Raw genomic sequence first — 19449 nt, forward strand, 5'->3', positions numbered from 1 at the left:
TTTAGTGATTTATTGAGCTTTGGCTGTGTTTAATAACCTTGGCAGGATTACCTGCAATAACAACATTATTATACAACACCACGTTGGTAAAATAACCGTATCCACGCCTATCTATTATTTTTCTTAAGCCTATTTTTATCTAACAACATCACTCCAAAGCACCAAAATATAATAATTTCAGCCAAGGACATTATAAAACACAAGTGTTCATTCGCATTTTTTAACCTAATACACCATACGATAAACAACATAAAGAAAGCCATTAACAAAAGTTTAACTGGGTATATATGCCATAAGTTCAAATTATATTCAGAGACTTTAGCTGTAACTAAGGCTAACAAAATAATATAAGCTATTGTATTAATAACAACCCATATTGCAGCACCATGCATGCCTAAATGTTTAGTAAAAAAATAAGCACCAATACCACTAGAAACTAAATAAACTAAGGTACAATAAAACTCAACATTGGTTTTTCCCATTGCCCTTAAGCCCAAACCAAATGCCATAACTCTTATTACCGCTAACGAGCTAAACAGGGCAAAAATGGGTGACGCTGCACGATATTTTTCACTAAAGAGTAAAGTAACAATATATTCTGCTTCAACTATAAATAATATTGCGATGGGAAAACTCAATAAAGCAGATTTATAACTAACCGTTTTCCATAATGTTTGCGCTTGTATATAGTCTTTATTTTTTATGTCACGGGTTATTTGAGGAATTAATACTGCACTAATACTACTTTGAATTAAGCTAAAAATAGGTATTTCAAATGCGCCCACTGTATAGAGTGCATAAATAGTGGTACCTAACAAAGAAGAAACAATTAAATGGTCAATCTTTAAGCCTAAAATACTGGCACTACTCGCGAGAAGTAACGGGAAAGAATACAAGCACAGCCTAGGTATAAACAGCCGAAAAACTGTGGGTTTAAATGGATAACATTTTCCTAAATACCTAATCAGTAAAACAGAAAAAAGCCCAACCACAATATGTGTTAATACCGTAGACCATAAAATAGCTTGGAAATTGTTATAAACAAAAGCAACAACAATCACCGGAACAACTTTTACTATGGCGATGAAACCCGCTACTTTAATTTGAATAGCTGTTTTGTCAATTACAATAAATACAGAGGCTAACATACTCACAAACATTGTCGCTAAAGGCACAAAAGCAAACGCTTTCAACGACTCAGCTAGTTTTATGTTTGAAAACGCCAAGGCAATAGTTTCACGCGCAAAGAAAATAACCATCGCGATAACTAAGCCAAGTAGCAATACTAAAATGCAAATGCTTTTAATATAATTCCATTTTACTCGCATCGATTTTGACTCATTACAAAAATAAAGTAAGGCTGTTGGAATGGCAGAAAATGACATTGCCGAAACAATGGCTTGAATCAAAAACAATTGTCGATAAGTAGCAAACGCTTCGGTTGGCATTAAACGAGCTAATACCATATATAAAATAATATTAGCACCTTGAATTAACGCGGCACCAAAAAAAACATGGACTATTTTATTTAAAAGTTTGTTATCCATTCATCAACTTATTTAACTTTTTTGGCTTAACTAATTTTGGTTCAACTAAAAATAGTATTAATTAACAGTATTAATTTATTGTTTTTCTAGCGCTAACAATACAAAACGGAAAACATTTTAAAGATAAGGATGCATTGGTAAACTGAACACTTGAGTACACAGCTTTTCAGCCACAGGAAAATCACCTTTTTGATGACCTAAGTCAGCATAAACGGTTTGTTGATGCATACACGTTGCATAGTATATCGCCGTTGGAATGCCTTTCGCTTTATACGCGGCCATTGCTTGCTCACGATTTTCACTGAGCACCGTATATTGCGCCCAAGCGCTTTCATATCCAGCGGGTACCTGCGGTGTTCTATATAAACTTGCAAGTTCATTATTATAGCGTGCTGCTGCTTTATTTCGATTAATAAGCTCTTGCGGAAATACCGCCAGCTTTTCTAACAAAATAGCCGCTTGAATCGTGTCTAATCGGCTATTCATACCAATACGAACATTGTCATATTTATCACTCCCTTTACCGTGTACACGGTATGAACGGAGCAAGTCAGCGTAGTCATCATTATTAGTAAAAACAGCGCCGCCATCGCCATAACACCCTAAAGGTTTAGCAGGAAAAAAACTGGTTGTGGCCATATCGCCAAAACTACCTGCTTTTTTAGTATTACCTTTGTTATCCGTAATTGATCCACCAAAGCCTTGTGCTGCGTCTTCAATTAACTTTAAATTATATTTTTTCGCAATGGCTTCAATTTCAGGGTAATTAGCGGGTAAGCCAAACAAATCAACGGCAATAATTGCCTTGGCTTTAAGTTTACCTTCTTGAATAACCTGTTGAATTTGCTTTTCAAGATCGCTAGGGCAAATATTAAAAGTTTGTTCGTTAGAATCAACAAATATTGGCGTAGCATGCGCAAAAGAAATTACTTCAGCCGTTGCAAAAAAAGTAAAGGTTGGGCAAAAAACTGCATCTCCTGCTTTAATATCAAGCACCATTAACGCTAATGAAAGTGCATCAGTACCATTAGCACAAGTCACCACATGCTTTACCCCAACATAGTCAGCAAGGGCCTGCTCTAACGCTTGCACCTCTGGCCCCATAATATAATGACCATGGTTGAGTACATCGGCAATGCGTTGGTCTATTTTAGTTTTTAAATGTTGATACTGTGTTTTAAGATCAATAAATTGCATTACTTTCTTTCCTGAATTACTTTCCTGAATTACTTTTCTGAAATTTTCACTAATTGGTCATTTTTCAACTGATACTGGTCACCCGTATGCTCACAAATAATACTTCCTTCACCTTTTATAGGTAAATCGAGTTGCTCGCCATATTCACTCATCCAACCTATTTGTTTAGCGGGTACGCCAACCATTAATGCATAAGGTTTTACGTCTTTATTAATAACAGCACCTGCACCAACAAAGGCATACTCACCCAATGTAACACCACACACAATGGTGCAATTAGCACCTAACGTAACACCTTTTTTAACCAAGGTATCGCGATATTCGTCTTTACGTGTTACCCCTGAACGAGGATTATACACATTAGTAAATACCATACTTGGGCCACAAAACACTTCGGCTTCTAAATGTACATTATCGTACACTGAAACATTATTTTGTATTTTACATTTGTCACCAATAGTGACCTTATTGCCCACAAACACATTTTGCCCAAGTGAAACGCCTTTGCCTATTACTGCCTCAGCGCAAACATGAGTAAAATGCCACACGCGCGAATCTGCGCCTATGGTTGCACCGTCGTCAACAATAGCCGTTTCATGTTGGTAATAATCAGTCATCTGTTTTTCCTATCAATAAACTTGCCACTAAATTAATCCATATATAACAAACTAGCTTAGCCAGTCACTTTACTCACAAAAGGATGAACATCAGACGCATTAGTTACAATGGCTTGGTTACGAATATCGCTAACAATTTCAATACTCTTACGGGCTTCTTCTAAACCAAAACCACCGCCTGTTAAAATATGCTCATAACTTTTGGTATGAAGATCAGTAAAACCACCTGAAAATTCTATTTCGTTACCGTCTACCGTAATAGAACGATAAGTTCTTTGTCCTACAGCTTTTACGTCATCAGGAATATAGTCATAATTAACCGATAAAAACCAACGTACTCTTGCGTGTTTAAATTCTAAATAGCCCGCATTGGCACTGGCCTCTTTTAAATGTGCTTCATTTTTAACTAAATCGCCAAAAACCCAACCCAACATATCATAAAAATGTACGCCAATATTGGTGGCTATACCGCCTGATTTATTGTCATCGCCCTTCCATGAAGTAAAATACCAATGACCACGACTGGTTAAATAGGTTAAATCAACGTCGAATACTTTGTTAGGATTTTTCGCCACTTCAGCGGCAACAAAGGCTTTTAAATCAATAATGCTTTGATGTAAACGTAATTGTAGAATGTTATACACCTGCTTGCCTGTTTCTTCTTGCACTACTTGTAACGCATCAATATTATGCGGGTTAAGCACTAATGGTTTTTCACAAATGGCGTGGGCATTATTACGCAAAGCAAAACGAATATGAGAATCATGCAAATAGTTAGGCGTAGCAATACTCACATAATCAATTTGCGTGCCTTTACGTTTCAATAGATCAATATGGCGGTCAAAGCGCTCATACTCAGTGAAAAAGTCTGCTTCAGGAAAGTAACTATCAATAATACCAACCGAGTCATTTTTGTCTAATGCTGCAACCAAACTATTATTGGTTTCTTTAATAGCTTTCATATGACGAGGTGCTATATAACCAGCTGCACCAATTAAAGCAAAGTTTTTCATTGTTTATTCCCTAAATAAATATATGCATTACTAACGATAATTTTTGCGGCATTATACGGGAGTTCAAATACAGATTCAGTATAAATATCAAGGCTAACCATGCTTGGTTACAAAAAACTACAAATAGCCTGTTTTGGGATTGTTTCAATAATACACATGCTATGAATAAACCTAATGAAAAGTGAGCTGTTTTATTCAAATTAATTGATATTGTGTTTAGTAAATGTATACTTACAAAAAAAATGCTTTGTGACTAAAAAAACCTCAAAACAAAGTGACTAACCACATCAAAAACACATAAATAGGATTCTTATGCGTAATATTTACTACCTTTTGTTCATTCTGCTTTTAACTGCCTGTAATTCAGACGATAATAAAAATTCAGAAGCAACACCTGATCAACCAGTTAACACCCTAGACACCACACTTAATACCCTGATTAAAGCAAACAAATTAACGGGAAATCACTTTACTGACCGAGATATTCCTGATGTAAATAGTGATGTTGTTCAGCTAGGTAAACATTTATTTTATTCAAAATCGTTAGGTGGCGACCGAGACTCTGCCTGTGTTTCTTGTCACCACCCTATGCTGGGCGGTGGTGATAATTTATGTTTACCTGTTGGTGTTGGCGCAGAACTGCCCGATTTATTAGGTGCTGGCAGGTTTCATGACAGTAACTCATTTGCCTATGATGGCGGCCCCAATGTACCACGAAATGCCCCCACAACTTTTAATATTGCAGGCTGGGATAATGTTTTATTTCATGATGGTCGTGTAGAAAGCATGGGAAAAACACCAGGTAAAAATGGCAATGATGGCTTAGGTATTCGTACACCTGATTCAAGTTATGGTATAGCAGACCCTAAAGCTGGAGGCACATTAACACAAGCTCAAGCACGTTTTCCTATAACGTCTAACGAAGAAATGAAAGGCTTTAACCACCTAACAAAAGACAACCAAACAATAAGAGAATATTTAGCTAAACGACTTGGCGGTTATGGTGAAGCCCAAGGCGAATTAAACGATCATTCTTTTTGGTTAGACAAATTTAAAGAAGCCTTTCGTCAGCCCGAAGCAAATGCTGAACAACTTATCACTGAGCAAAATATTTCGTTTGCTCTTGCACAGTATGAATTATCACAAGTGTTTACCAATAACCCATGGTTGAGCTATATAAAAGGCGATACAACAGCACTAAATGACTCAGCTAAACGCGGTGCTATTTTATTTTATCAAAGTAAAGATGAAGGCGGTGCAGGCTGTGTTTCTTGTCATTCAGGCGATTTTTTTACCGACGAGCAATTTCATAACATAGCAGCTCCTCAATTGGGACATGGTAAAGGTGATGGTGCATCTGGCCATGAAGATTATGGCCGTTATAGAGAAACAAAACAAGAAAGTGATAAATTCGCCTTTAGAACCCCCAGCTTATTAAACGTTGCTCATACAGGCCCATGGATGCATTCAGGCGCATACGAAAACCTAACAGATTCAGTAAAACATTCGGTTAATGCCAAACAATCAATTGAACAGTTTAACAATATAGTGATCAGCCAGCCAGGTATGCAAAACCTAGACATGGTTGTAGAGTATGCACAAAAAGCCATAGCCAGTGACAACTTTGAAGGTTCAGAGCTGGATTTAACTGAACAAGACATTGAAGATTTAGTGTCGTTTCTCAATGCGCTTACAGACCCATGTATAACAGACAGAGAATGTATGATGCCTTGGATATTAGAAGATGGCGAAAACCAAGATCCTAATGGCGACCAAGTTATTGCGATTGACCAACATGGTGAGGTGCTGTAAATAATTTAACCGTAGACGGTGACTTGTTTCCGCCTACGGTTAAAATGCATGATGTGGGCGGGATTTTAATCGCGCAATTTTTCCAGTTCGACCTTTGAAACTAGAAGTGTAGTAACTAGGAAATGACTTAATTCCTATTTGCCTCCGCCCCTTTTTACCGACCTCTTTTTAATTGTCGCCTAATACTTAACAGTGCTTAAAAGCTAAGTTTAATTTGAACCCACATGCATGTGCGTAACTAACTAATGTTTTAAGACTTGGGTTTGATCTTCCTGACTCCAAACGGGAAACATTAGGTGACTTAGTGCCCATCTTTTCAGCAACTTCATCTTGTGTTAGTCCAGATTGTTCTCTCATTGTAATCAGAGAGCTAATAAGTTCGAATTCAGCACCAAGATCATTATAAGCTTCTTTTACTTCTGGATTCTGAAATGCCTTCTTTTTTAATTTAGATAAACTCATTACTTCACCTCTTTCATTCGATTACGAGCCAACTCAATTTCTTTTTTAGGTGTCTTATTTGATTTTTTGACAAAAGCCCTTAACACGAGAATGTTTTTGCCTTTTAAATAACAAAATAATCCTCGACCAATACCTTCTTTCCCTTTCGCTCTTATTTCAAAAAGGCCATCCCCCATAGATTCTGTATGAGGTGGACCTAAATTTGCACCATGCAACTCAATTAATTCAAGTAGCTTAATCATTCGAGCTTGAATCTTAGGTGGCATAGCTAATATTTCATCTTCAGCACTAGTGTAAAAAGCAACTTTCCAAACCATCAATCAATAACCTATCATTTATGATAGGTTATCATATCATAAATATTTTAAAAAACTTATTTAGATCCCTATTTTCTTCACCTTTATTTCTTGACCGTATCGCATTTGATATACATAACATTAAGGATGTAATGGCGACCAAGTTATTGCGATTGACCAACATGGTGAAGTGCTTTAATTGTTTTAGATAAATAGATAAAGGGGAACTTAATCCCCTTTATCTATTTTAAAATTACTCTGTCCTTAATTTTCCAGCGATAACGGTACTTACCTTTAGTGCTAATTAATCTTCACTTGCTCATTTAAATATTCAAAACCACCATAGAATATGTCACGATTTAATACTGCACCTCGCCACAACATATTTCGGGTTGCAACATCCAAAGAACATTTAACAGCCAAATTTTGGTAGGCACCAGCCACAACTTGAACCATGCGCTCTATCTCAGACTTAGCCTTTTGTTCTTTTAATCCATAATTTTCACAAGTCGATAAAACATCAGACAAACGCGAAAAGCGCTTATTCTCAGTGATCAACATGCCATGAGTTGCCTCTCCACCCGCTCTGGGCTGAGGACACAAATCATAAGCAGGAGTTAGTTCTAATTGCCCCCCAGGTGTAATAAAGAATGCATGATTTCTTGCATGATCATCTGTGTTACCAATCAATACATTAAACACAATGCGACGAAACAACTCCATAGACTGAGTTTTAAAAACAGTACCGTTAGTTTTGAGCTTCTCTATCAAGTCCAAATATGAGGCCTCCTTTGCCCATCGCTCATGCAATTCTAGAACAGTCAAAGCAGAAACAATACTTCGTCTAGCCCACGCCCCCGAAGAAATTAACTCTCTATCGAACCGTGTAACTAACAAATAGTCACGTCCCAAAACCGAACCTAACTCCACATCTGCTACATCTATACCTGACAATTTAGCCAGTTTCATCGCAATATATTCAGATTTCACAACATTATAAGAATCAGTAGATGTTGAGAATTTAGCTATATATTTTTTTTCACCCCCACGCATCAGGCGACGCATCCCTAATACAAGCAAATTCAGACAAACCAATAAACGGAGTTTGAACCCCCCTAGTCAAAGGTAATTCATCTGCATATATCGGCTCTGCATTAGGGTGTTCGAGGTAACTCCTACCATATGTGAAGACCTGCTGACCCTCCTCATTTTGAACAAGTCTACCTGCTACTACAGGCTCAGATTCACCCGTTAACCATTTCCAGACAAAACATTCAGAAGTTGTCATCTAGTTTCATCTCCTTTTTTCTTATTCTCGACGGTAATAAAGACAATAACTTCTCAGACTCTTTAACGCGCCCAGACAAACGCCCATCATCCGAATCAAATAACGGGATACCTAGAATTGACGCGGCCTCAAAATATGTCTCAATAGCCACGCCACCATCCCCTTGTAAAATTTTTATGATGGTGGGTTTTGAAACCCCTACACGAGATCGCAATTCATCGATAGACAAGCCTTTCTCCTTACGCGCAATACTCAATAGATTGGCAAAGTAACGCAAAGATAAAATTGTGAGTTTGCTTGACATAAAAACCTCTAGTAAAATATTGTTTACCCTAATGCGTTTAAGGCAACTATTATTAACTTTTAATATAGCATGAACGTTTTAATAATATCAATTTAACTAGCTAAATCCTCCTTCTATTAGTCAATTATAATTCATCTTAAGTATAGTTAGGTATTATATTTATGTGCCTATGCACTTCGCTCAGGAAAGCCCTTTTGTCGGACTGAAGTCCGCCCTACATTGCAACCTACCTGTAGACATAATTTATTGCTTCTTGTCGGGCTAAGTCGGACTTCGACCCGATCATTACCGATAGAGAATGCATGATGCCTTGGTTGTTGAACGATGATGAAAACCAAGATCCTAATGGCGACCAAGTTATTGCGATTGACCGACATGGTGAAGTGCTTTAATTGCTTTAGAAAGTAAACGATAAAACGCACTAAAAGGTAAAAAAGGCTTAAATAACAAAGAAAACTCATTAAAGGCACATTCGCCTTAATGAGTTTTTATACTTTCAAAAACAAGATTAATCTTGTGGCTTACAAGGTACCAGCGGTTATTTTATCGGCAATTACTTTTAACAGAGCGTAGCGATATAGCCAGACGTTCAGCGCAGCGACAAGTTGCTAAGTTGGTTGAAGATGGGTTGGTAATTGCACGAGGAGATGGCAGAGGGCGACGCTATTTTGGTGCAAATATTCCATCGACCTCTCGCGCTATTTTGAATCGGTTGTTGATAGATTTGTCATGGGCATCAAGCCATTTGGAAGGAAACACCTATTCTCGCTTAGATACACGTGAGCTTATAGAGCATGGAAAGTCCGCACAGGGTAAGGCTACCATTGATACACAAATGATTCTAAACCATAAATCGGCTATTGAGTTATTGGTGGAAAATATCGATACGGCTGAATTCAACCGTTACACCATAATGAATTTACACAGCGCATTGTCGGAAAACTTGCTACCAAACCCCGCTGATGAAGGTCGAATTCGCCAACATGCTGTAGATATTGGCAAGAGTGTCTACCGTCCATTGTCAGCCTTGGTGCAAATAGAAGATGCGCTTGATGTTTTGCTTAACAAAGCTAGCCAGATTAGCGATGCTTTTGAGCAATCTTTTTTTATGATGGTGCACATACCTTATTTGCAGCCGTTTGCTGATATTAATAAACGCACATCCCGCTTGACTGCGAACCTGCCACTATTTCGCGCTAACCTATGTCCGTTAACTTTTCTCGACGTACCAGAGCAAGCATATAGTAGGGCTACCTTGAGCATTTATGAAATGACTCAAGTCGAATTATTGCGCGACCTTTATGTTTGGGCTTATGAGCGTTCAACGCAAGAGTACTTGGCGATAAAGCAAGATTTGGCAGAGCCAGATCTATTACGCCTGACTTGGCGAGACTTTATCAAGCAAACTATTCATCTGGTTGTGACTAGTCCTGAACAAGATCCATTTACTCTTATTCAGCAAGTAATAAAAACAGAAATCCCTGCTGCTGAGCAAAATGATCTACAAGCTTTAATTGTAGAAGAGTTGAGACGATTGCATGAAGGCGTGTTAGCTCGTTATGGTTTGTGCCCCTCTGAATTTTCTGCATGGAAGGCTGTGCAACAGTCTAATAAGAGCTAATTTCATATCAATGCTCCCTAATGACATTGAACAATTAGCCATTAAACGCTGCGCTATCTACTCTCGCTCGTCTGTAGAAAAAGATAATCGTAATCCTTTTGATTCAGTCAGTGCACAGTTTATGGCCTGTGCAGAATTTATTGGCTCCCAACGCCAATGAAGAGTCAGTTACTGAAATGCTGAAGGATTCGAATGTGCGCGGTATCAAAACTAAGCAATGGCAAACCCAAAACGGAAAGCTAAAAGGCGGCAAAGCGTTCAATCGAAATGCGATTTATACGCTGTTAAAAAATCATGTCTATTTGGGCGAAGTCTTTTATGGTGAAGTGCTTTAATTGTTTTAGAAAGTAAAGCGGTAAAACGCACTAAAAAGGGGGCGGTGACAAATGAGTTTGTTCTTATTTGTCGCCGCCCCCTTTTTTACTATTTACCTCTTTTCTACTTTCTACTTTCTACCGATTAAGGTAGTATGATAAATAGTTTAAGAACAATAAAATGGTTACCTCATCAACACTAATTACATTAATGTTAAGTAACGGTTTAATCAACTATAAATTTCTAAGAAAAAGGTTTAATGGAATATGAATAATAAAATTATTAAAGGGCTTACTCAAAGCGCTTTAACTGTATCGCTAGCTTTTTTGTCATTCACCTCAACGACTGCAATAGCAGCATCAGCACCAACTGATATTACTCTTGGTTTACCTATTGCTATTGAAGCAGGTCATGACCTAGTTGAAGTAGGGGGACCTGGCAATTTTGGCGTTTTGGCTCCAGCTGGCGCGTCGCAAGCTGATGATGGTGTTGCAGCTATTGATGTGTCTTCAGTTATGGACTCAGGCTTTAATTTTTACGGTACTACATATAATGCAGCAACGCAATTTTATGTGAGTTCTAATGGCCATGTAAACTTTGGTACAGGGTTTAATAATATAAGCCCTCAAATAGCAGGTTGGATCCAGCCAACAAAGCCATTTTTTATCGTACACCAAGGTGATATGTCAACAGCTGATCAAGGGGCTGGCGCCGCTTCAACGGGTGGTACTTCAACGGGAACCAATGATGTGTTTTATCACCTAGATGCTATCAATGATATTGTTACCATTACCTTTGATGATGTAGGTAGATGTTGTGGCCCCGTTGGAACTGATACCTTAACTGCTGCCCAGTTACGCTTTCATGATATTGGCTCTGGTAACTTTGTTGTTGAATACCGTTATGAAAATGTTGGTTGGGCCAACGGAGAACTTTTAGGTTGGAGTGCTGGCGATTTGGTTAATTTTAATCAAGATTTTAATACCACTAATATTGCAACCAAGTCTAACATTAATCACCCTGGTGTTTTTGCTTGGGCATTTATAAACGGGCAAGTAGTTGAAAGTGATGACAGTGTGCTAGAGGGCGCGGCTAATGGCACTGCAGTGGGAACATTGAATACCATTGACCCTGATGTGGGTGATACCTTTACCTATGAATTATTAGACGATGCCGATGGCCGTTTTATTTTATCAGACATAAATAATGACGGTATTATATATGTGGTAGTGGCCGACGGTGGTAACCGTTTGAATGCTAATAACAATGAAACACATGATATTACCGTTAGAGTAACTGACTCATTTGCGAACACCTTCGACAAAACACTAACCATTGACGTAATTAAAGTACCTGTATTTTTAACTACATCAAATATAGTGGTTCCTGTAAATGAGTCGTTAAATTTAACTATTAAAACACAAGTTGAGCAAGGTACTGGCATCCCTACTATTACTGCAGCGGGATTACCAGCTTGGATGAGCTTTGCTGATAATGGTGATGGTACCGTTACTTTATCTGGTTTTCCTTCATTTGAATTAACAAACAGAGTTACCTTAACTGTTACTGATAGCCTTGATAATGTTACTAGCCGTACTTTTAATATTACGGTTGAAGAACCTCAAGAAAAAACTGAAACAGGTACTGGTTCAACAACAACTGTCACCATTACTGAAGAAGGTAGTGATGGTGGTTCTTTTGGTTGGTTATCACTAGTATTACTAGGCGGTTTATTAGCACGCCGTAAGTTGAACTAAGTAAGGTTTTTACTAATGACAAGAGCAACAGTTGCTTAATCTTGAACGGTTAAGCAACTTTTAGTTTGATCAATTGGTTGGTACAATATTGGTACGATAAAATCCAGTGATTGATTTCACTGGATTTTTTTATGTAACTTTTTAGGGGGCTCTTTAGTCAATTCAAATACTGCCGTAGACACTAAATTTAACAAGCATTTTATCCCCTAACTAATATACTGAGCTAATACTTAACTAATATTAGTGCAGAACTAAAAGAATAAAGAATACGAAAAACCTATCATTGCAGAGTATAAACTATCAATAGAAAATAAGATTTGAACTGTTATTAAAAAGGGATAGTGTCATAAATCCCAAGGAGTCAGATCATTAAGATCAAAAAAGGGCGATGACAAACAAGTAGATTGATTCTTATTTGTCATCGCCCTTTTTTTAATTATTTATTTTCTAGATAATTGTTTTAGAACTGCTTTCGCTTTTTCACTCCCTTGAGCTGCCGCAGCTTTCAGCAATGCTATAGATTTTTCTCTATTTTTATCCACACCTAAGCCTTTATCGAACATCATTGAGAGGTATAACATCGCTTCTTTATTATGAAGCTCACTGGCCAAATCAAACCAATAAAACGCTTCTTTATAGTTTTTACTATGGTAATAATATAAACCCAATTGATATTGGGAAAAAGCGTCATTATTAGCTGCAGCCGCCTTAAACCAGTATATAGCTTTGTTAACATCAACCTTATCTAGTAAGCCTTTTTGATATGTCATTGCAAGGTTAACTTGCGCTTGTACAGAATTTTGTTCTGCTGCTTTTTCACTCCAACGTATTCCTTGTTTAATGCTATTTTTTTTCGCTAAGTTTTTAGGTAACTTTTTTGCTAAATATAAAGCCCCTAAATTTGCTTGCGCATTAATATCACCAGCTTCAGCTGCAAAGATATAGTGTTCAACTGCCTTATTTATATCTTTCTTAAAAATAACACCTGATTCAAACATTCGGCCAATTTTATAACGAACTGATGGACTATCGGTGGTCGCTGCTTTTTCATACCAATTTTTTGCCTGCGCTAAATCTACCTCAGAATACGTGCCGTGATGATAGCTGTGAGCAAGGTTATAAATCGCAATAGGATCACCCAGTTCAGCAGTTAACTTCAGTGACATCAGCTCATTATTATTAACTGTTTGCGTCATGGTGAAAGGTTTATCTTCAACTACACTTTCACCAGCACTTGCAGTAACACTTTTAGTTACATTGTCAGTTGTCTTTTCTTCTATTTGCTCTGTTGCGCTTGCAACTAGACATATATTTAAAAAAAATAAAGCCAAGGTAAACAGTACTAAATAGAATTTTTTAGCAAAATTCGTCATATATCAAACTTATTGCTTTGTTAATACTACAGCACCTGTTCTTAATGTGCCGTCTTTGTGTAAAGACATCTTTGCTTGTGGAAATTTAAACACTTCAGTATCACGGGTATCTGTATAATGTAAAGTTAACAAAGCTCCATCAATAGAATATGTTCCTGTTGTTTCCCCAGCTATTGATTTTGGGAAAGTCATATCACGGTAATCAATAAAAGTACCATCGTTTTTAAAAGTAAAACGCAAATTTGCTTTTACATCTTTTTGATCTAACGCAGCCGCGTAAACCCCTTCAATAGAGTCACTATTGATTACTTCAGTTTCGGGGATGCTGTTTTCTTCTATTTCATACAATGGTTCAGGTTTTACTCGTTTATCACTTGATTTCACACTCCGCTGCACATTACCTGCAGAAATCCCTTTTTCAGGAACATCTGCTGTACTGTCATCACTGGTAAACTTATCGAAAGCAAGGTAACTTGCTAATACTATAATAAAAATCGCTAATATTTTACGCATACTAATCTCTTATAACCATTAAAAAAACTATTATCCAAGTTACTTAAAACTTGGCAACCTATTTTATTATTAAATTTGTAACTGAATTTGTACTTATTTTTAGACAAAAAAAGAGAGGCATTAGCCTCTCTTTTCATCATTTTTTAACTTAAGTCCGAATTAGTTACGGATGTTAAAGTCTTGTACAATTGTTTCAGTAACAATGTATGAACTTGTTATTGGAGAACCTGGGAACATACGGATGTATGCAGTACCTACAACAAATTCAGTGTTATCACGGTTAATAGAGATAGTGATACGTTGATTGTTGTTAGACAATGTAATGTCATCTAAACCTGTTTCAATCGTTTCATTATCGCTCTTATCAGCTGCAGTAGCATCTAAGCCATCCGCACCAAGTGCAACTTGAGTGTTATCACCATCAATATCTAAGTAGAATAAAGCAGCTAATTCATTTTCTTGAATTATACCATCATTATTTGCATCGATACCTGTTGCATTAGTCACGTCAATTGGGTGGCTAAAGTCAAGAGTTAACACGAAGTCACCATCTGCATCCGCAACACCATTAGCACTTAAGCCAATGATATTTTGAGGTGATACTGTGAAAGCACCAAGCTCGTTAACAGCCAAGAATTGAGGCGCTTCAACTTGATAACGTGCAGCATAACCAGTGAATAAAGCACCGTTACCATCAGCATCAGCAGCAGCTGTTGTGAATGTATCCCAATCGTTACCGTTAGCATCGTTGATGTTATCCCAACGAATGATAGCATGTTGGTCATCAGCTGTGCTGTTGCCGCCATCATCGTAGTAATATTCATCTTCTGCAGGAACATTAGCTGTCGTATCACCCGCGAAGATTGCAGAGATACCCGCTACACCTGTTGTATTAACTGTAACAGTTTTGTTATCAGCTGACATTGTAAAACCAGTGTTACTTGTTGCTGAAACTGCTGGGTTTAAGTTAACAGTAATATCCGCACCTGAAACAGGGTGAGTTAATTGAACTGTAGTCGCTGTAGGAATAGAAACAGCTTCGTTAAACACCATAGTTAGGTTACTACCATCCCAGCCAGCGCTTGTCATTAACGGAGGCATAGCATCACGGAAAATAACTTTAGCATTGGTTGCAGCATTTGCCACGTTTTCTGCATCAGAAGTATCACGTACCGCATCAGCAAAATCTAGGAAACCAGTGTTATCTGTATTTGCTAATGTCATGATATTAGCAACAGTAACTTGTACTAAGTCAGCGTTTGCGTTAACACCAACTAGAGGAGAAGTTAACAATACATTACCATCAACATCTTCTGCAACATTGTTATTAGCAACATAACCAGAAAGACCAGTTGAAATACCTGTTGGTGATGGAGCAGCAGTTGTTAATGCAACATCTTCAGAGAAATCGATACCAATTTCGTTAGTTACAGGTACAGCAGCCCAAGCAGCATAACCAGTAGCATCATAAGTAGGACGACCTAGAATAAAAGTACTAGTATCCATATCTGTTGCTGTTTCATTTGCATCTAAACGTCCAGACAAGTCTAATAATGAACCATATGTATTAGTTGCATCACGAGATGGAGCAGCATTATTAGTGCCTTTTTGTTGTAAATGACGAGGTTGAATCCAGATTAATGGGTTACCCGCAGTTGCTGAAGTACCATCATTAGAGATTTCACCACCATTACCGTAATCGTCTTCGCCCGCAGTACTTAAGATTTGTGCATAACCACCAAGTGAGTACAAGTTATAGTTTTCTTGTAATACTGTTACTGGAGGTAAAGCATCAATTAAAGTAACTGTTTCAGATGCTGCAGCAACGTTAAAGTCATCCATAAAGGTAACTTTGATTGTATCACCGTCTTTAGACGCATCAACACCGTGATCTGCACCATCAGCTTTAGTTGCAGCAGTTGCAGTAAACACTGTATTAGCAGCTACAGCAGCATCAGCAACATCTTGTGTTACTTTGTTGATTGAGTATTTAGACGCAGTACCTGTGAATACTGTAACCCATGGGAAATCAGCATCTACATCATCAATAGTTTCGCCAGCGCCGATAACACTTAACACTGCATCACCTAACGCTTTTAATTTAGTTGATGTCGCTACTACTTGACCATTTAATTGTGCGATATCTGTTGCATCCGCATCACCGTTATCTTCTGAGTTTTCAGCATCACGGAATGCATCTGAGTATGCTTGTAAACCAGCCGTAGTACCATCGGCTGATGTGCTTTCGTCAAATACTTGAGCTGCAGTAGCACCTTCAACACCAGTAGAACCATCGATGTAAGTACAAAGATTAACTTCGATGTATTTAGCTTTAGTCGTAATTGGGCTTAAGTCATCATAAACAATAGTAGTATTACTACCATCAACATATGGTGCTGCATTAGTTGCAGTTGCTGCGTTAGTAATATCACGCGTAATGTTTAATGCATTACCTTCATCATCAATTGAAGATGCTTGATCAATAAACACTGTAAATTTAGTACCTGGCGCTAATTCTGTATCAAAAACTACAGTTAAAGACAAACCATCAGCACTTAATGTAGATGTTTGTGGTAAATATTGAGCACCAGTTTCTGCAACTTTAACTTTAGCTGAATCAAATGTAGCTGTATCTAACGCTTCACTGAAATTAATAACAACTTCTTTGTTGATACCGTCATTAAGGTCACCGTAAGTTACGCCGCCATCAAGAATACCAACCGTTGGATTTAATACGCCATTTACTGAAGCAACCCAAGGAGCATATTTAACATCTTCTTCTACTGCGAATTCATTATCGATAACTTCGAATGTACCAACAAAGTTTTCATCTTGTTCGAAAGGAGTTGCAACAGCAATTGTACCATCAGTACCAATTACACCAATAAATGAACCGTTTGTAGTTGCATCTGTATCAGCAGTTGAAATTGTTTTACCTTTAACACCTAATACAAAAGTAGAGTCAGCTGGAACATTTTCAAAAGTGAAAGAACCATCTGCAGCTGTTACTGCACTGTACTCACCTGGAGTTAATGTTACTGCTGCACCAGCAGTACCACCAGCAGAACCTGCTAAAGTAGTATTAGCTGGTGAATAACCTGTAAAGTCTAAATAAACTGTTTCACCAGCTGCAGGGGTAGCATTACCTATACGTAAGTAACCTGTAACCATTGAGTTTTCTTCAGCAATTACAGCAACACCTGCTTCAGCTGCGAAACCATCTATGAAAGTTGATGCTGTTACATCTGCGCTACCACCATTAGCAGTATTAGTACCTGTATTATTAACTACCGCTTGAGGTGTAACGTTAACAACAGCAGAAAGATAACCTGCAGGACCAGTAATAGTTACAGTTAACGACGAAGGAATTTCATCTGCTTCGTTACCAGTACCGTTATCATTATTACCATTAAGGTTAGTCACTAGCACATCAGCAAAAACGTAGTTACCGCCAGCGTCGGTGGTAGTTTCTTTACCCATAAAGTAAACCATTGCGCCAGCAACTGGACGACCATTAGTATCTTGTACTTTACCGCTAACAGTACCAGTAAGGGCATGTTGTTCGCTTGTGCTATTCTGTGTTGCATCAGAAACGGAAGTTGACGTACTACCTTCATCGCCATCTGAGTCACCACATGCAGCTAAGCCTAAGCTTAGTACTACTGCTAGTGCTACTTTTGTTTTATAAAATTTAGTTTTATTAACCATTATAGTGTTCCTATTCACTTAAATATTATTTGAATACTGCATATGCCGACATATGAGTAAATTTTAATCCTGTTTTTCGGTTTACAACATTATCATGTTTTACGGATAAACAATACCTGTCAATATGACCTATGTCATGTTTTTTCGACAAATAACATTAACCGTTGAAACACTCTATTCATAGTTAAAACCTGAAACAATACCTGTTGAAAATCTGCTTCAAACTGAACTTTACGCAACATATAACCATACAACGTAAAACAAAACATCACCTGCAACCAAATTGTTTCAAAAAGATATTAACGTTATATTTTTTATTAATCAACATAAAAGTTAATTATTTCTTACATATACCTGAGCAAAACGTTTAAAAATTAACCTTTCAACTTATATCAAGTTCAAATCAAGGCATAGTAATGCCCTTGATTAAAAAAATTAACGTTCATTTTCTACTAATCTTGCCGTATTTCTATGAATACAGCGGTATTGCAAGCGGTTATACAAAATTCAGTTAAAAATTGTAATATTATTTTGTTATTGCCTTAATAATTAAATTATAAAGCATAAATAGTGTTATAAAGCTTATTAACATAATTGATTCAGCAATAGCAAAATATTCTCCTAACAGGCCTATCCCTGAAAATACTACAGCGATGGTGGAAATAAGCACTAGTGTTTGCTTTGAGCTTAAACCAGTACGTTGTAGTATATGGTGTAGGTGGTCTCTGTCAGGCTTAAAAGGTGACTTACCTTTTTTATAGCGCCTGAAAACAACGGCTAGCATATCCATTAAGGGGATAGCACATATCCATAGTGCGGTTACTGGCCTAAACGAGGCTTGTTCGCCTTGTGTTCCCATGGTTAATAACCAAATAACGCTTAACCCCACAAACATGCTGCCTGCGTCACCCATAAATATTTTTTTGGTTTCTTCACCAAAGAATTTATCAAACACACCTAAGTTAAACATTAAATACGGCATTATGGCCGTTGCTATAATAAGTGGGTAACTTAAATAAGCTGTTTGCCCGCTCATAATAAATAAAATAGCAATGGCGGTAAAGGTGTTAATACTAAGGCTGCCAATTAGGCCGTCTATACCGTCCATCATGTTATATGCATTAATCACCACTATAATAGCTACGTAGGTAAATAGTATACCCATTGACCCCAAGGTTACGTTACCCAAGTTAAATAAATTACCTAAATTAGAAACATAACCACCCACACCGTATATCATTAAACTGGCAACAATAATTTGCCCAACAATACGTATACGTACGCGTAAATCGAACCTGTCGTCTAATGCGCCAATAAATACCATCATAGATGAGGCAATTAAATACATGCGTAATTCAAGGGTGTCTGGCAACCAAAGCAAGCTAGCGGCAAGCACCGCCATAAATATTGAAATACCACCAATAAGTGGAATATGGCCTGAGTGTTGTTTTCTTTCGTTGGGCTTGTCAACTAAGCCCATTTCAACCGCGACGGGTTTAAAAAATTTTATTGTTAAGAAGGCAATGAAAAAAGTGGTAAATGCAATAGCAAATATATACATGTTAAGGTCCGTAACGTTCCTGTTAACTGTTATTGCTCGTACAAACTTAAATACTAATTATTACT

Annotated in this window: 17 protein-coding genes; 5 read left to right on the forward strand and 12 right to left on the reverse strand. The window is 37.4% G+C overall.

The features are described 5' to 3' along the window. Window positions 1-107: 107 nt before the first annotated feature. The 4 genes from ACE1OF_RS13290 to ACE1OF_RS13305 form a co-directional block, all read right to left on the reverse strand. Window positions 108-1547: a lipopolysaccharide biosynthesis protein gene (locus ACE1OF_RS13290; protein ID WP_448895114.1), complete on the reverse strand. Its 1440-nt coding sequence runs from the start codon at window positions 1545-1547 to the stop codon at window positions 108-110. A gap of 117 nt (window positions 1548-1664) precedes the next feature. Further along, window positions 1665-2744, reverse strand: coding sequence for a DegT/DnrJ/EryC1/StrS family aminotransferase (locus ACE1OF_RS13295; RefSeq protein ID WP_448895116.1), 1080 nt, complete (start codon window positions 2742-2744; stop codon window positions 1665-1667). Window positions 2745-2773: 29 nt separating this feature from the next. Then, window positions 2774-3361 (reverse strand): acyltransferase, encoded by a 588-nt coding sequence (locus tag ACE1OF_RS13300; RefSeq protein ID WP_448895118.1) that lies wholly within the window; start codon window positions 3359-3361, stop codon window positions 2774-2776. 56 nt (window positions 3362-3417) lie between these two features. After that, on the reverse strand, window positions 3418-4374 hold the full coding sequence (locus ACE1OF_RS13305; protein ID WP_448895120.1) for a Gfo/Idh/MocA family protein: 957 nt from the start codon (window positions 4372-4374) through the stop codon (window positions 3418-3420). Between the two features lie 312 nt (window positions 4375-4686). On the opposite strand from ACE1OF_RS13305, the gene ACE1OF_RS13310 reads away from it, so the two are divergent. Continuing rightward, window positions 4687-6186, forward strand: a complete 1500-nt coding sequence (locus ACE1OF_RS13310; protein WP_448895122.1) for a cytochrome-c peroxidase — start codon at window positions 4687-4689, stop codon at window positions 6184-6186. 186 nt (window positions 6187-6372) lie between these two features. Here ACE1OF_RS13310 and ACE1OF_RS13315 read toward each other — a convergent pair whose 3' ends face one another. The 4 genes from ACE1OF_RS13315 to ACE1OF_RS13330 form a co-directional block, all read right to left on the reverse strand. After that, window positions 6373-6648: a helix-turn-helix domain-containing protein gene (locus ACE1OF_RS13315; RefSeq protein ID WP_242287720.1), complete on the reverse strand. Its 276-nt coding sequence runs from the start codon at window positions 6646-6648 to the stop codon at window positions 6373-6375. Beyond that, window positions 6648-6965: a type II toxin-antitoxin system RelE/ParE family toxin gene (locus tag ACE1OF_RS13320; protein WP_242288207.1), complete on the reverse strand. Its 318-nt coding sequence runs from the start codon at window positions 6963-6965 to the stop codon at window positions 6648-6650. The genes ACE1OF_RS13315 and ACE1OF_RS13320 overlap by 1 nt, the downstream gene beginning before the upstream one ends. A 279-nt stretch (window positions 6966-7244) precedes the next feature. After that, window positions 7245-7997 carry a type II toxin-antitoxin system HipA family toxin gene (locus tag ACE1OF_RS13325; RefSeq protein WP_448895125.1) on the reverse strand — a complete coding sequence of 251 codons (753 nt, stop codon included), beginning with the start codon at window positions 7995-7997 and terminating at the stop codon, window positions 7245-7247. A 221-nt stretch (window positions 7998-8218) separates the two neighbouring features. Beyond that, window positions 8219-8536 carry a helix-turn-helix transcriptional regulator gene (locus ACE1OF_RS13330; RefSeq protein WP_448895127.1) on the reverse strand — a complete coding sequence of 106 codons (318 nt, stop codon included), beginning with the start codon at window positions 8534-8536 and terminating at the stop codon, window positions 8219-8221. A gap of 514 nt (window positions 8537-9050) precedes the next feature. Here ACE1OF_RS13330 and ACE1OF_RS13335 point away from each other — a divergent pair. The 4 genes from ACE1OF_RS13335 to ACE1OF_RS13350 all read left to right on the forward strand — a co-directional run bounded on the left by ACE1OF_RS13335 (window position 9051) and on the right by ACE1OF_RS13350 (window position 12229). Further along, a complete protein-coding gene (locus ACE1OF_RS13335; protein ID WP_448895129.1) occupies window positions 9051-10157 on the forward strand; it encodes a Fic family protein in 1107 nt (368 codons plus the stop codon). A 10-nt stretch (window positions 10158-10167) separates the two neighbouring features. Next, window positions 10168-10317, forward strand: a complete 150-nt coding sequence (locus ACE1OF_RS13340) for a hypothetical protein (protein ID WP_448895131.1) — start codon at window positions 10168-10170, stop codon at window positions 10315-10317. After that, window positions 10298-10492 carry a hypothetical protein gene (locus ACE1OF_RS13345; RefSeq protein WP_448895133.1) on the forward strand — a complete coding sequence of 65 codons (195 nt, stop codon included), beginning with the start codon at window positions 10298-10300 and terminating at the stop codon, window positions 10490-10492. The genes ACE1OF_RS13340 and ACE1OF_RS13345 overlap by 20 nt, the downstream gene beginning before the upstream one ends. 246 nt (window positions 10493-10738) lie before the next feature. Next, window positions 10739-12229 (forward strand): cadherin repeat domain-containing protein, encoded by a 1491-nt coding sequence (locus ACE1OF_RS13350; RefSeq protein ID WP_448895135.1) that lies wholly within the window; start codon window positions 10739-10741, stop codon window positions 12227-12229. A 440-nt stretch (window positions 12230-12669) separates the two neighbouring features. On the opposite strand, the gene ACE1OF_RS13355 is transcribed toward ACE1OF_RS13350, so the two are convergent. The 4 genes from ACE1OF_RS13355 to wecA form a co-directional block, all read right to left on the reverse strand. Beyond that, entirely contained in the window at window positions 12670-13602 is a 933-nt protein-coding gene (locus ACE1OF_RS13355) for a tetratricopeptide repeat protein (protein ID WP_448895137.1), read from the reverse strand. 9 nt (window positions 13603-13611) lie between these two features. Continuing rightward, window positions 13612-14115, reverse strand: coding sequence for a lipocalin family protein (locus tag ACE1OF_RS13360; RefSeq protein ID WP_448895139.1), 504 nt, complete (start codon window positions 14113-14115; stop codon window positions 13612-13614). Window positions 14116-14274: 159 nt separating this feature from the next. After that, entirely contained in the window at window positions 14275-17823 is a 3549-nt protein-coding gene (locus tag ACE1OF_RS13365) for a beta strand repeat-containing protein (protein ID WP_448895141.1), read from the reverse strand. Window positions 17824-18349: 526 nt separating this feature from the next. Next, window positions 18350-19384, reverse strand: a complete 1035-nt coding sequence (wecA, locus tag ACE1OF_RS13370) for a UDP-N-acetylglucosamine--undecaprenyl-phosphate N-acetylglucosaminephosphotransferase (protein ID WP_448895143.1) — start codon at window positions 19382-19384, stop codon at window positions 18350-18352. Window positions 19385-19449 lie beyond the last annotated feature (65 nt).

Source organism: Colwellia sp. E150_009, assembly GCF_053543955.1.

Coding starts and splice junctions, on each gene's coding strand:
- ACE1OF_RS13290 (WP_448895114.1), bottom strand. CDS start 1,547: ATGGATAACAAACTTTTAAATAAAATAGTCCATGTTTTTTTTGGTGCC.
- ACE1OF_RS13295 (WP_448895116.1), bottom strand. CDS start 2,744: ATGCAATTTATTGATCTTAAAACACAGTATCAACATTTAAAAACTAAA.
- ACE1OF_RS13300 (WP_448895118.1), bottom strand. CDS start 3,361: ATGACTGATTATTACCAACATGAAACGGCTATTGTTGACGACGGTGCA.
- ACE1OF_RS13305 (WP_448895120.1), bottom strand. CDS start 4,374: ATGAAAAACTTTGCTTTAATTGGTGCAGCTGGTTATATAGCACCTCGT.
- ACE1OF_RS13310 (WP_448895122.1), top strand. CDS start 4,687: ATGCGTAATATTTACTACCTTTTGTTCATTCTGCTTTTAACTGCCTGT.
- ACE1OF_RS13315 (WP_242287720.1), bottom strand. CDS start 6,648: ATGAGTTTATCTAAATTAAAAAAGAAGGCATTTCAGAATCCAGAAGTA.
- ACE1OF_RS13320 (WP_242288207.1), bottom strand. CDS start 6,965: ATGGTTTGGAAAGTTGCTTTTTACACTAGTGCTGAAGATGAAATATTA.
- ACE1OF_RS13325 (WP_448895125.1), bottom strand. CDS start 7,997: ATGCGTGGGGGTGAAAAAAAATATATAGCTAAATTCTCAACATCTACT.
- ACE1OF_RS13330 (WP_448895127.1), bottom strand. CDS start 8,536: ATGTCAAGCAAACTCACAATTTTATCTTTGCGTTACTTTGCCAATCTA.
- ACE1OF_RS13340 (WP_448895131.1), top strand. CDS start 10,168: ATGCTCCCTAATGACATTGAACAATTAGCCATTAAACGCTGCGCTATC.
- ACE1OF_RS13350 (WP_448895135.1), top strand. CDS start 10,739: ATGAATAATAAAATTATTAAAGGGCTTACTCAAAGCGCTTTAACTGTA.
- ACE1OF_RS13355 (WP_448895137.1), bottom strand. CDS start 13,602: ATGACGAATTTTGCTAAAAAATTCTATTTAGTACTGTTTACCTTGGCT.
- ACE1OF_RS13360 (WP_448895139.1), bottom strand. CDS start 14,115: ATGCGTAAAATATTAGCGATTTTTATTATAGTATTAGCAAGTTACCTT.
- ACE1OF_RS13365 (WP_448895141.1), bottom strand. CDS start 17,823: ATGGTTAATAAAACTAAATTTTATAAAACAAAAGTAGCACTAGCAGTA.
- wecA (WP_448895143.1), bottom strand. CDS start 19,384: ATGTATATATTTGCTATTGCATTTACCACTTTTTTCATTGCCTTCTTA.